The organism is Chryseobacterium aquifrigidense, from assembly GCF_006716485.1.
Classification (GTDB): Bacteria; Bacteroidota; Bacteroidia; order Flavobacteriales; family Weeksellaceae; genus Chryseobacterium; species Chryseobacterium vietnamense.
Map to the genome: position 1 here is coordinate 2932458 of NZ_VFPD01000001.1, position 13529 is coordinate 2945986.

10 protein-coding genes, 1 tRNA gene and 1 pseudogene are annotated in these 13529 nt (G+C 36.8%); 4 read left to right on the plus strand and 8 right to left on the minus strand.

The features are described 5' to 3' along the window. Positions 1–23: 23 nt before the first annotated feature. The 4 genes from FB551_RS13155 to aceB form a co-directional block, all read right to left on the minus strand. Positions 24–410: an acyl-CoA thioesterase gene (locus FB551_RS13155; protein ID WP_142017813.1), complete on the minus strand. Its 387-nt coding sequence runs from the start codon at positions 408–410 to the stop codon at positions 24–26. A 129-nt stretch (positions 411–539) separates the two neighbouring features. Next, positions 540–1112 (minus strand): OmpH family outer membrane protein, encoded by a 573-nt coding sequence (locus FB551_RS13160; protein WP_142017814.1) that lies wholly within the window; start codon positions 1110–1112, stop codon positions 540–542. A gap of 183 nt (positions 1113–1295) precedes the next feature. Next, positions 1296–2576, minus strand: coding sequence for an isocitrate lyase (aceA, locus tag FB551_RS13165; RefSeq protein WP_142017815.1), 1281 nt, complete (start codon positions 2574–2576; stop codon positions 1296–1298). A 120-nt stretch (positions 2577–2696) separates the two neighbouring features. Continuing rightward, the gene (aceB, locus tag FB551_RS13170; RefSeq protein WP_142017816.1) at positions 2697–4271 is read right to left on the minus strand and encodes a malate synthase A; all 1575 of its coding nucleotides are present in this window, start codon (positions 4269–4271) and stop codon (positions 2697–2699) included. 126 nt (positions 4272–4397) lie between these two features. On the opposite strand from aceB, the gene FB551_RS13175 reads away from it, so the two are divergent. The 3 genes from FB551_RS13175 to FB551_RS13185 all read left to right on the plus strand — a co-directional run bounded on the left by FB551_RS13175 (position 4398) and on the right by FB551_RS13185 (position 7712). Then, positions 4398–5876, plus strand: coding sequence for a helix-turn-helix domain-containing protein (locus FB551_RS13175; protein ID WP_142017817.1), 1479 nt, complete (start codon positions 4398–4400; stop codon positions 5874–5876). A 313-nt stretch (positions 5877–6189) separates the two neighbouring features. Continuing rightward, positions 6190–6843 (plus strand): ComF family protein, encoded by a 654-nt coding sequence (locus tag FB551_RS13180; RefSeq protein WP_142017818.1) that lies wholly within the window; start codon positions 6190–6192, stop codon positions 6841–6843. Between the two features lie 182 nt (positions 6844–7025). Then, a complete protein-coding gene (locus FB551_RS13185; RefSeq protein WP_142017819.1) occupies positions 7026–7712 on the plus strand; it encodes an alpha/beta fold hydrolase in 687 nt (228 codons plus the stop codon). A 1-nt stretch (position 7713) separates the two neighbouring features. On the opposite strand, the gene upp is transcribed toward FB551_RS13185, so the two are convergent. Together upp and der are read right to left on the minus strand one after the other, a co-directional pair. Next, the gene (gene upp, locus FB551_RS13190; protein WP_047434840.1) at positions 7714–8364 is read right to left on the minus strand and encodes a uracil phosphoribosyltransferase; all 651 of its coding nucleotides are present in this window, start codon (positions 8362–8364) and stop codon (positions 7714–7716) included. A 164-nt stretch (positions 8365–8528) separates the two neighbouring features. Then, positions 8529–9839: a ribosome biogenesis GTPase Der gene (gene der / locus FB551_RS13195; RefSeq protein ID WP_047434842.1), complete on the minus strand. Its 1311-nt coding sequence runs from the start codon at positions 9837–9839 to the stop codon at positions 8529–8531. A gap of 360 nt (positions 9840–10199) precedes the next feature. Here der and FB551_RS13200 point away from each other — a divergent pair. Beyond that, a tRNA-Gln gene (locus tag FB551_RS13200) sits at positions 10200–10270 on the plus strand. Between the two features lie 586 nt (positions 10271–10856). Here FB551_RS13200 and FB551_RS23520 read toward each other — a convergent pair. Continuing rightward, positions 10857–11804: pseudogene (locus tag FB551_RS23520) on the minus strand (recombinase family protein); the annotation flags it as partial. Positions 11805–12433: 629 nt separating this feature from the next. Then, the gene (locus FB551_RS13215) at positions 12434–13528 is read right to left on the minus strand and encodes a hypothetical protein (RefSeq protein WP_142017821.1); all 1095 of its coding nucleotides are present in this window, start codon (positions 13526–13528) and stop codon (positions 12434–12436) included. Position 13529: the final 1 nt, after the last annotated feature.

The window sequence follows — 13529 nt, forward strand, 5'->3', positions numbered from 1 at the left end:
TTAGTTTTTGATTTAATGGTATGCTAAAAAAACTTCTCCAGCCAGTCGTTTTCCAGACGTTTTATTTTTTTGGTTTCAGGATCAAACAAAATCCAGAGTGTGCTTGAATTTACCACAAGTTCATCATTGCAATAGAATTCAACTTTTCTTGGCTGTTTGGCTCCTTCGGGAGTCAGGGGATAGGTTCTTACCGTAATGATATCATCCAGATAAACCTGTTTTTTGTATTGAATATGATGATCCAGAAGCATCCAGGCATCATTTACATATTCTGTTTTATGTTTCAAAACATCCCAGTGTTCTGCGGCTACTTCTTCCACCCAATGCACATACTGTACATTATTTACATGGTTGTTCTGATCAATATGATCTTCTGTTACTTTGATCTGTTTTTCGTACATTAAATTCATTCTCCTGAAAGTTTACTCAAATGTATCATTTTAAAATAAAATTTCTTCATTCAGGCACTTACTTTAACGCACAAAAAAAACGGAATCATAAATTCTGATTCCGTTGTAATATTCAGTATATTGAAACTTTTATTTAGATTTTCCAGCAGGTTTCGTTGGGGTTGCTGTAGCTCCTAATTTAGTTTTTACAAGAGCTGTGATATCTTCACTTCCATCAGTATAAACCAAATTGTTAGATTCATGGAATGATGTATCGAATATAAAATTCAATCCTTTTTCTTTAGCAACAGCAGAAATTACACTCTTTACCTTTTGCTGTAAAGGAGTGTACAATTCACTTTGCTTAGCTGAAATATCTTTAGCCGCCTGTGCTCTTGAATCTTCTATTTTTTTTCCTAAAGTCTGCAATTCTGTTTGTGCTGCCATCAGTTCTTTAGTTACAGCTTCTTTGTTGGCTTCACTAAGAGTCTTTTCTTTAGCCTGTGCTGCTTTTAGTTTAGTCTGATAATCACCGATCATTTTTTCAATTTCAGCCTGCTTAGCTTTAGTCAGGTTATCAATAGTAGTTCCTATAGTGGTTACTTCAGATAAACTTGCAAAAATATCCTCTGTGTTTACACTTCCAACCTTCTGTTGAGCATTTGCAGCATTTGCAGTAAGCGTTAATCCTAATGTAATAAAAAGTACTTTAATTAAATTCATTTTTAATAATATTTTTTTCAGCCCCAAATATAATTCAAATTTCAATTACTTATCATGTAGTATTTATTTCTTTATTATTTTGAGATATCAATACGGTAAAAACAGGTTCAACCCCCTTTAAACAAAAGAAAAACCTTCCCACAGACGAGAAGGTTTAACATCAAAAAATATGGAAAAAAATGACTAATGGAATTGTGCCGTTTCTGTAGAATCTTTCATGGCTACAGTAGCTGAAGCGCCGCTGGTAACAATATTCTGTATTTCATCAAAATATCCGGTTCCTACAAAAGACTGATGTTTCACTGCCCGGAATCCTTTCTGCTGTAATGCAAACTCACGCTCCTGAAGCTCCGAATATCCGGCCATTCCTCTTTCTTTATAAGCTAAAGCCAATTCAAACATGGCGGTGTTCAGGGCATGGAATCCTGCAAGGGTAATAAACTGGAATTTGTATCCCATTTTAGCCAGCTCTTCACGGAAAGTGGACATTTCTTCTACACTCAGTCTTGCGGCCCAGTTGAACGAAGGTGAACAATTGTAAGCAAGCATTTTCCCTGGAAATTTCGCATGAATTCCTTCTGCAAATTTTCTGGCCTGCTCCAGATCGGGATTAGAAGTTTCCATCCAGATCAGATCTGCGTATGGCGCATATGACAAACCTCTATCGATGCCCTGTTCTACTCCGTTTCTCACCACGTAAAATCCTTCAGAAGTTCTTTCTCCTGTCACGAATTTTTTATCCCTGTCATCAATATCAGAAGTCAGTAAATCTGCGGCATCTGCATCTGTTCTTGCAATAATAAGACTTGGAACACCTAATACGTCGGCAGCCAGACGTGCTGCAATCAGTTTATTCACTGCTTCCTGGGTAGGCACTAATACTTTTCCTCCTAAGTGTCCGCATTTTTTTGCAGAAGAAAGCTGATCTTCAAAATGTACGGCAGCAGCTCCTGCTTCGATCATTTGTTTCATCAGTTCAAAAGCATTCAGATTGCCTCCAAAACCAGCTTCAGCGTCGGCAATGATAGGTACAAGATATTCTTTATTTCCTGTTCCGCTTACCGATTGTACCTGATCTGCTCTCAATAAAGCATTATTAATTTTCTTTACCACAGAAGGCACTGAATTGGCTGGATACAATGACTGATCCGGATACATTTCTCCCGATAAATTGGCATCTGCAGCTACCTGCCATCCTGAAAGATAAATTGCTTCCAGCCCGGCATCCACTTCCTGCACCGCCTGATTACCCGTTAATGCACCCAATCCTGCCACATAATCCTGAGTATTCAATTTATCCCAGAATTTTTTGGACATTTCTGTAGCAATAGTATAATCTATGGTATAAGAACCACGAAGTTTTAAAACTTCTGCTGCTGTATAAGGCCTTTTTACACCGTTCCAACGTGGATTTGTCAACCAATCTTGTTCCAGAGCCTGGATTTGTTCTTGTCTTGTTTTCATAATATTTGGATTTTGTTTGATTAGATTTTGGGTTTCGAGATTCGGGATTCGGGGTACGAGGTTCAGGGTTTGAGATATGATTGTCAAACTTTCAGATACTTGTACTCTCCCACTCTCTAACTAAATAAAAGGATATGCTTTAAGGGTCAGAAATTCTTCAAATTTTTCACAGAAAATCAATTCATTGAAAAGTTCTTTGGCAAGGTTAAATTTTCCATGTTGGAAACGGGCTTCTCCTACATACTTTTCAATATTATCCATTTCTTCTTTTTCCCACTGCAATACCATGCTTCGGGTTAATGTTCTGTCATCGCTCAGAACCGCTTCATTTTTCAGCCATTGCCAGATTTGTGTCCTTGAAATCTCGGCAGTTGCAGCATCTTCCATCAGGTTATAAATGGCGGCAGCGCCAGTTCCCATCAGCCAGCTTTCCAGATAAAGAATTCCTACATTGATATTTTTCCGGACTCCTTTTTCGGTAATATCACCTTTGGGAATTTCCAGCAGCTGGCTTTCTGTTATATGATATTCAAATTTTTTATCGATCTGATTTCTGGAAGGCATATGCTCGTCAAAAATTTCTTTTGCCACCGCTACCAATGCCGGATGTGCTACCCACGTTCCGTCATGACCATTTTTCACTTCTCTTTCTTTGTCACTTTTCACTTTTTCAAAAGCCTTTGTATTGGCTTCGTCATCGTCTTTTACCGGAATTTGGGCTGCCATTCCTCCAATAGCATGTACATTTCTTTTATGGCAGATTTCGATCACTCTTTTTGAATAAGCACTCATAAAGGGAGAAGTCATGGTTACCTGATCTCTGTCCGGAACGATAAATTCGGGAAGGTTTCTGAATTTTTTAATGTAAGAGAAAATATAATCCCATCTCCCACAATTCAATCCTGCGCTGTGTTCTTTTAATTCAAATAAAATTTCATCAATCTGAAATGATGCGGTAATTGTTTCTATTAAAACAGTGGCTTTGATAGTTCCCTCCGGAATTCCCAGGTAGTTTTGTGCAAAAACAAAAACCTCATTCCACCATCGGGCTTCTTTATAGTGCTCTAATTTCGGAAGATAAAAATAAGGACCACTTCCGTTTTCCAGAAGCTGTTTTGCATTTCTGAAAAAGTACATTCCAAAATCGGTCAGCGATCCGGAAGCTTTTTCTCCATTAATTTCAATATGTTTCTCAGGAAGATGAAGCCCCCTTGGACGAACCTGTAAAACGGCTGTTTTTTCATTAAGGGTATATGCCTTTCCCTTTTCGTTGACAAAATCAATCTTTCGGTTAATGGCATCAGAAAGATTGATCTGCCCCTGGATACAGTTTTCCCACACCGGCGAGCTGCTGTCTTCAAAATCAGCCATAAATGTAGAAGCTCCGGAATTCAGGGCATTGATAATCATCTTGCGGTCAACCGGGCCGGTAATTTCTACTCTTCGATCCAACATATCGTCAGGAAGCGGAGCACATACCCAATTCCCGTTCCGGATGTCTTCAGTTTCTTTTAAGAACTCCGGAAGGTTTCCCTGGTCAAAATGATGCTGAGTATTTTTTCTTTCTTCTAAAAGTTCAAGTCTTTTATGATTAAAGTTCTGATGAAGCGAAATCAGAAAATCTGCCAAATCAGGAGTAAATATTTCCTCAAACTGCTTCTGCGACTTTATTTCTAACTGAGTCTTTGTTTCCATAACTTATTGATTTTGTGATTTGATGTTACAAACATAAATAAAAATTTTCACAATCAGCGAACGTTCGCTAATTTTATTTAAAAATTATTATGCGAATAATCGCATCTAATTATTTATATTTGAGTAATGAATTCAGAAAGTGACTTTATCAAAACAGTTTTCGGACTAAAACTGAAACAGCAGAGACAAAAGAAAAACTGGTCTCTGCAGGATCTTGCTGTAAAGACAGGATTATCAAAATCTTACCTCAACGAAATTGAGAATGGAAAAAAATATCCCAAGCACGATAAAATTATCCAGCTTTCTGAAGCACTAAGCTGTACTTTCGATGATCTGGTTTCTACCAAGCTGGATAAAAGCCTTGCTCCTTTCAACGAAATTCTTCAGTCTGATTTCTTCAAAGAAGTTCCTCTGGAACTGTTCGGGATCAATAAAAACAACCTTATCAGTATAATCAGTGATGCTCCTAAAAAAGTAACCGCTTTTATCAATGCTCTTATTGAAATTTCTCAGAATTATAATCTGGGGAAGGAAAGATTCTATTTTGCGGTATTAAGGTCTTTTCAGGAATTGTATGATAACTATTTTCCGGAAATTGAAGAAAAAGTAAGGCTGTTTACCCAGGAAAATCACTTAAAAATCGGGAAAAGCTTAAAGTCTGATATTCTGGAGAAAATTCTTGGAGAAAAATTCAGCTACACTATTCAGTCAGAAGATTTTGAAAAATATGGAACCCTGGATAACCTTCGTTCTCTTTTCATTCCGGAGAAAAAACTTTTGCTTCTGAATCAAAAACTGGAAAAGGATCAGAAAACGTTCATCCTTGCCAAAGAAATTGGTTTCAATGTACTGGAATTAAAAAATCGTCCCAATACGTATTCATGGCTGGACTTTGGAAGTTTTGAAGAAATACTGAATAATTTTTATGCTTCTTATTTCGCTGGCGCTTTGCTTATTTCAAAAGAACCGGTTATTGAAAAGACTTCGGAATTTTTTCAGCAAAATACCTGGGAGCCCAAAAATTTCGAAAGCCTGATCAATAGCTTCACCCGTTCACCGGAAACCTTTTATTACCGCCTTACGAATATTCTTTCGGCTGAGATGGGGATCAGGGATCTTTTTTATTTATGTCTGGTCAAAAAGAAAAATTCGGATAAAATTCAGATTTTAAAGGAGCTGCATCTTAATCATCAACAGGCGCCTCACGCCAATGCTACCAATGAACATTATTGCAGAAGATGGATTGCTGTGAAAAATCTCGATGATTTAAAAGAAAATGAGACACAGACAGATGCTCAGATTTCTCATTACAAAGACCAGGGAATAAGCTATCTGGTGATTTCTACCTCACAGAAAAATCCTTTCTCAGATGGAAGTAACAGAAGTTATTGTCTGGGGATTTTACTGAATTCTCAAACGATTAAAAAAATAGGTTTTATCAAGTCTCCTTCTTTAAAAACCATCAACGTAGGAGTTACCTGCGAATCCTGCAGTATTCCTGACTGTGAAGTAAGACAAGCTCCACCGGTAAGACTGGAAAAGGAACATTTTAATCTGAGTATGAAGAGCTCTGTAGAGAAGATCAGGAAGAGATTTGAGAATTAGTATGTGAATAGTGAATCGTCAATTCGCTTCGCTTGTGAATTTTTATTCGGGATGCGAGATTCGAGATTCGAGATTCGAGTTTATTAATAATCAATTTGCTGCTGAAATTTACATGTAACTATATTTATCTAAACGCTGAATTCGCAAAGTTTTCTATTATAATTTTAGAATATTTGCTCGCGAAGACATACACTCAGCAACAAAAAGGTTTTTCCCTTGCTAAATGAAATGATCTTGTGAACAATACAAATTCACCATTGGCTTTGCAAAGCAAAATCTGACAATTATTTTCTATCTTAGTAAAAACACATTCATGATATTAGATTTATTGTTTCCGAATCGTTGCATTCACTGCAACAAAATCATTGACCCTGAACTTTTGGTTTGTGGCCTTTGCTTTAATCAGATTCACTTTACCCATTATGATTATTTCGAAAATAATCCAATCAAAGAAAAATGTAATTTATTTTTCCCTGTAGAGAACACTTTTGCACTGATACAGTTTGAAGAGGAAGGTTTAAGCCGTAAGATTATTCACGACCTAAAATACAGAAGCAGGGAAAAAGTCGGTAAGATTCTCGCAGGCTGGACAACAGAACGTCTGGATTTCAAGAATGAAAAACCTGACTTACTGGCAAGTGTTCCTCTTCATCCCAGGAAACTGAAAGAGCGCGGATATAATCAACTCCATTTGTTCACTGAAACCTTATCTGCATTTTACAACATTCCTTTCGATCACGGATTAATCAAAAGAAATCATTATTCAAAAGCACAGGCTTTAAAAGATAAAAAACATAGATTGGAGTCTTCTAATACATTCTCTGTCACACAAGCTGTTACGGGAAAGCATATTCTTTTGATCGACGATGTTTTTACCACAGGAAATACTGTTTCATCGATTGCTTGGGAAATTTTAAATGCCGGAAATAACAGAGTGAGTGTAATGGTGATGGCAGTGGATGTTTGATATGGAATTCGGGATACGAGTTTCGAGGTGTGGGGTGCAAGTTTCGGGTTTCGGGATTTTATGTGCGGAGCCATAATCAAGAATATTTTCAAACCCTACAATTATCAAACACTCTTACACTTCCACCCCATCTATTTTCACGATTCAATTCTTTTTCCTAATTTTCAGGAAACTATACAACAATGCCCAATCTGATTTTACTGCACGGAGCTTTAGGCCACAGCGACATTTTTAAGCCTTATCTGAATGTTCTGTCATCCTATTTTACAGTTCATACTCCCCTTTTTTCGGGACATGGAGACCAGGAACTTCCTGAAGGCAGCCTTACTATTAAGAAGTATGTTCAGGAATTATCTGAGTATTGTAAGGTGAATAATCTGACAGACGTATCTATTTTTGGACACAGCATGGGAGGTTATGTTGCGCTTTGCTACGCCATGGAAAACCCTGACAATGTAAATTCTGTTATAACACTGGGAACAAAGTTTGACTGGACTGAGGAAGAGGCCATAAAAGAAAGCAAGATGCTTAATCCGGATGTGATTCTTGAAAAAATTCCCCAGTATGCTCAGCTTTTAGAATCTCAGCACGGAACAAAATGGAAACAGCTTCTTCCAGCTATTGCTGATCTGATGATTGATTTAGGTAAAAATCCTCCGCTGGAAAATAATTTTGCCACGATTACCACTCCGGTTCAAATCATGGTAGGTGATAAAGATAATATGGTAACTCTGGAAGAGAGTGCGAGGGTTTACAGAAGCCTTCCTAATGCAAAATTGGCCGTACTCCCGGACACCAAGCATCCTATGGATAAAGTACGACCCAATTTATTATTGAATTTAATAAAAGATTTCTGGAATCTTTCTTAATTTATCGCTGAAGTTTTTCTCCGTAGCTCAAATCTCCGGCATCTCCCAATCCTGGTGTGATATACCCTTTTGAAGTTAAATGTTCATCAATAGCTCCTACCCAGATGTGAGCTTCAGGATATGCATTCCGGATAGTTTCAACTCCTTGTTTCGATGCAATGGCTGCAACAATATGAAGCTGTGTTGGGTTTCCGTTGGTCAGCAAATCTTTGATAGCTTCAATGAGAGATGCTCCTGTTGCCAGCATGGGATCTGCTACGATTAACGGTCTTCCTTCAATGCTTGGACAGGTAAGATAATCCTGTTTGATTGAGAAATAATCGTTGGCATCATGTTTTCGGTAAGCAGCTACAAAACCGCAGTCTGCCCTGTCCAGATAGTTCAGAATACCCTCGAATAACGGAACTCCGGCTCTTAAAATAGTTGTAATAACCGGTTGTACAGCAATTTCCCTGCTTTTTATTGTATCTAAAGGAGTTTGAATTTCTACTTCCCTGTACTCCAGACCTTTACTTATTTCAAAAGCGGCAATCTCCCCTATTCTTTCCATATTCCTTCTGAATCTCATTCGGTCATGCTGGATCGTAACGTTTCTAAGTTCGTTAATCCATTCGTTGACAAGAGAAAATTGTTGCGATAAAATAGTAAGCATGAAAATTTAATTTTAATTTCAGTTAATTGATATTAATTGCTGCAAAATTACAACTAAAAAACGAATTGAAAGATTGGGCTTAAGGAGAAAGTCTGTTCTGATGAAATAAAACCCTCCGGCAAGCTTCGCTTGCCGGAGGGTTTTTGATGAACAATTGTTCTTTATTATTTTTGTCTGAAATACACTTCAATCGGAACTCCGGTAAACCCGAATTGTTTTCTCAACTGATTTTCAGTAAATCTCTTATACGGTTCTTTCACATACTGCGGAAGATTACAGAAGAATACAAACTGTGGTGAAGGCGTAGGAAGCTGTACACAATATTTGATTTTGATATATTTTCCTTTCAATGCCGGTGGTGGTGTCTGTTCGAAGATCGGAAGCATTACTTCATTCAGTTTTGAAGTTTTAATTTTCTTCTTACGGTCTTCATAAACCTCCATAGCTACTTCTACAGCTTTTAAGATTCTCTGCTTCGTTAAAGCTGAAACGAATAAGATTGGAATATCCTGGAACTGACCAATTTTATCTTTGATTGATTTTTCAAAATCACGCATTGTATTGGTCTGCTTATCCTCGATCAAATCCCACTTATTCACAAGGATTACAATTCCTTTTCTGTTTTTCTGAGCCAATCCGAAGATGTTCATATCCTGAGATTCCCATCCCTGCGTAGCATCTACCATGATGATCACGACGTCAGAATATTCGATAGAACGGATCGATCTCATTACAGAGTAGAATTCAAGATCTTCGTTTACCTTAGACTTTCTTCTCATCCCTGCAGTATCTACCAATACAAACTCATGTCCGAATTTGTTATATAAAGTCTGGATACTGTCTCTTGTAGTTCCAGCAATATCTGTTACGATATTTCTTTCAACATCCAATAAAGCATTGGTCATCGTAGATTTTCCTACGTTTGGACGGCCTGCAATGGTGATTTTAGGCAATCCTTCAAACGGATCTTTGTATTCTGTAGTAGGGAAATCTTTAACGATATCATCTAATAAATCCCCTGTTCCTGAACCTGTAGCAGAAGAAAGTGTATAATATTTATCTATTCCCAGCTGATAGAATTCTGTTGCAGGAAGTTCTTCCTTTGCAGAATCTACTTTATTGATAACAATATAAATAGGTTTGTTGGATCTTCTAAGAAGTCTGTAGATTTCGTAGTCTGTGTCAGTAAGTCCTTCTTCTACGTTCATCATAAAGATAATAGAAGTGGCTTCATCCACCGCTAATTGTACCTGCTTACGGATTTCTTCTTCAAAGATATCATCTGTACCTACATCATAACCTCCGGTATCAATTACCGTAAAGTCTACTCCGTTCCAGTCTGATTTTCCGTAGTGACGGTCCCTGGTAACACCCGCTGTAGAATCTACAATTGCTTCTCTTCTTTCTAATAAACGATTAAAAAGCGTGGATTTTCCTACGTTGGGACGTCCAACGATTGCGACAATATTTGACATAAAAAATGTTTAATAATCCTTTTACTTTGCTCAAGGATATGTTATTAATGGGTTACTCCAACTTTTGGAGCCCAATTTTTTGCAAAGATAAGATTTTATTATTTAACGGATCTTTTTAGAATGGAAGCGGGAAGTTATTATTATTCGGATAAATTAATGTAACCCCTGCTCTTCAAATCGAACAGATAATATCCACAAATCTACTGTTTATGGGTAGAAGCAGATTTTTTTTAATTTTTCTTGAAAAATAATTATTTGGATATCAATAAGTAAAGCAATTCAAGCTTCTTTTATGTTAATTAATCTTTAATTTAGATTTTCATATTTAAAATAATTTCTATAATTTCGCGGCATAGAAACAGACCCATGGTGTAGCGGTAACACTACTGATTTTGGTTCAGTCATCTGGGGTTCGAATCCCTGTGGGTCTACATAGCAGGAGAAATGATTATAATTATCGTTTCTCCTGTTTTTATTTTGTGATAATCCATTGTTAATCTGAAAGATATAGTGAGCTACAGCATTAATTCTTATGGTTCGATAATGATTTTTGTAAAATTCAAGTTTTTCAGGAAAAATCGAACCGATAATTTGTCGCTTGACTGCAATATCTCCTTCTGTATAGACTTTCCAGATATTTGTAAGCGTTTCTAATGCTTTTCCTAGTAGCTTTGGTATATCTACTTTATTTTCTATCGGCTTATCATTTAATTGTGTTTCCAGTTTTTCAATCTGCTCTTTATATTCTTTTTTTATTTCAAGATATTCTTCATCGGTGATTACTTCAGAAAGCAGTTTATTTCTCGCCAGAGAAATCCTTAAATTCAACCTATCTATCTCATCAGATATCTTCTTTCTTTCATCCTGTGGGGCTTTTATAAACTTCTGATAGTTATCCAGAAATACTTTTTCTATAAGCTTCTTTGCAGGCTCAGTCATTTCCAATTGCTTTAATCCTTCTTCAAAAACCGAATTGACCAATTCTGCTCTATGGCGGAATCCACAGGCTGCATTGCAATGATAATAGTAGTATCTGTTATTTCTCCCTTTCGAAGCGCTTGCAGTAATATTTTTTCCACATTTTGGACATACCAAAAAACCCCGTAATGGAAAATGCTCACCGGAAAGAATTTTAGTATTAGGTCGCTGAAGTCTCCTTTTACCATCCAGTATTTCTTGCACTTTGTTGAATAGCTCCTCACTAATTAAAGCTTCATGCTGACCCTCTACAAAATGTGCCTCTTCATCTTTGTGTTTTTCTAAAAATACTTTCCCATAGTATATAGGATTTCTTATTGCCACATGAAAAGATGTTCTGCTCACCTTTTTAATTGTTAATTCATTGACTCTTTTTCTGATTTGATTAGAGGCCAATACCCCTTTTGCAATCTCATTAAAAGCCCAGTTCATTGCTGATGCTTCAGGTTCTTGCAGTACAATATACTTTTCACCATTTTCCCTACTTTTATTAGCATAGCCAAATGGTGCTTTTCCCATAACCCTTCCTTCTTTTTTTGCCCTACGCATTCCATAAAACACGTTAAGCGCCCTTCTGTCATTTTCGACTTCAGGCGCTGCCAAATAAATTGCAAGCATCATTTTATTTTCGGGGATAGAAAGGTCTAAAGGCTGGTCAACAGCCTGTGGTTCTATTCCCAATTTTGCAAGTGTACTTATCATTTGATATGCATCCCCAGCATTACGGCTGAAACGGTCCCATTTAGTAAATAGAATAAGGTTTGTCTTACAACTTTTCTTTTTAAGTGTAGTTAAAAGTCTTATCCAGCCGGGGCGGTTAAATGATTTTGCGGAATGGTCTTCGTAGATTATTTGTCCAACAGAGATATTGTTAGATGAACAATATTTTTTTAACCGATCCTCCTGATCTCTTTGTGAATATCCTTTGTCTGCCTGTTCATCAGTAGAAACACGGATGTATAAATCTGCTACCTTCATAATTTTCATGTTTAGTAAATATTAGAGGATAGCTTTAGAAATAAATTATTCAGAACCGAAGTACTGTCTAATAACAGCCGAGGTAAGAGTGTACAGAAACTCCATGATCAATTCTGCCTCTTCCTCAGTTATTTCCACTCCTTCGTTTTGAAAGAATTCTATCACCTCCTCAATAGGCATTTTTTTTATTTTCTTATCCTCCAACACTCTGTATAAATTTCAAATAAAATTATTAGCGAAATTGAATAATAATTTTATTCGGCTTTGAAGGAATATCTATGTCTTTTAATGGCTTTATTTAAAAGCTAGTATTTTCCGTCCACAAAAGAATCGGAGGTTCCACCTTATGTACATTTCAATTGGATTATTATCCATCTACAGCCATGAAGAAATTTTAATCAATCTCTTCCTTTATTCTGGTAAAGTAAATTTCTCCTGATTACACTTATCATCTAATCAATAGTGGAGTCTCTTGCTTTATTCCCAACATTTCTCTAAAGCGTTTGTTTCTTCTCTTATGTATTTTCTTTCCATATCATACATATAAAAAGAACCCACGCCGTTGTATATACAGTAAGTATTTAGTGAGTGTTTCAAGACCTCACCCTGCGGGTGTACAAGCACCCTCTTATTTTTTTCTATCCAATAATTAATTCAATACCTGCTTTTGCAGCTTTGTATCTTATTTTGGTCTGCAACTCATAATAATTCCAGTTTCGAAGCACAAATTCATTATCTTTTGCAATACCGATTTTGTCTTCCTGATTTTTAAGAATAAGTGTTCCTGCCTGCTGTTGGATGCAGAAATCTATAAGTTTCCGACTGTACACATGAAGCCTATGACTTACATATCTGCTTTCCAAATTCTCTGTTTTATACAATGCTTTCTGTTTCCGTTTGGCTCCTTTTCCTGAACGAGCATAGGTTATACCATCTTGAATCCTTTTTTGACTTGCCTGAATGGCAAGCCTGCGATATAAAAACTCCTCTTTTGTGCCAATACTGATTCGCACATTGCCAGCTTTTGCTACAATAGGATGCTCCAAAGACAGGGAAGCTTCTGCGATGATTTCAGGTTGTAAAAGGTATTTTCCTTTTTCAAATTCAAATACTGCGAGCCAATAGATTTTCCCGTCTTTAAGTTGGATCTGTGATGTACAAAGCTTTATTTCACCCCTTAAAAAACGTTCCATTATCAGGCGTTTATCGGAGAAGTCTCTCCCTAAATACGTTTTAACCGGGATAGCGAACATATTGAAGCAAAACGCTTTCTTTTCAGGATCATACTTCATTTTGCTGATGCATTTAACCGGAAGTGGAATGGGAATATCTTTTTTAAAATTCCTCAAAGATTTTAAGCCCTGCCAATAGTCAGCTTTGTTCTTAGAGAAAACGGATTGAATCGTATTGTTCAGGCTTCCCAGAATATCGGTAGGGATTTCTCCTTTGAACCGGTCAAAAACCGTGCGTGCCGTTGTGCTTGTTTTCGAACGTGTAAATATTCCCATTTGATCTTTGTTTGCATCAGCCAGCTTGTATTGGATTTCTTCGGTGAAATAAAAGAAATCTTTAATCATTTCCTGAACATATAGATGGGAAACGATGAAATTAGCCGCCCTGAAACATCGGTTCTGATAACGGTAGAGTTTTTCCCACACCTCCTTTTTCTCAATGAGAGGAACATCGATCAACAGCTGAATTTTTCGGGTAAGTGTAATTGTTGATTTTTCCATT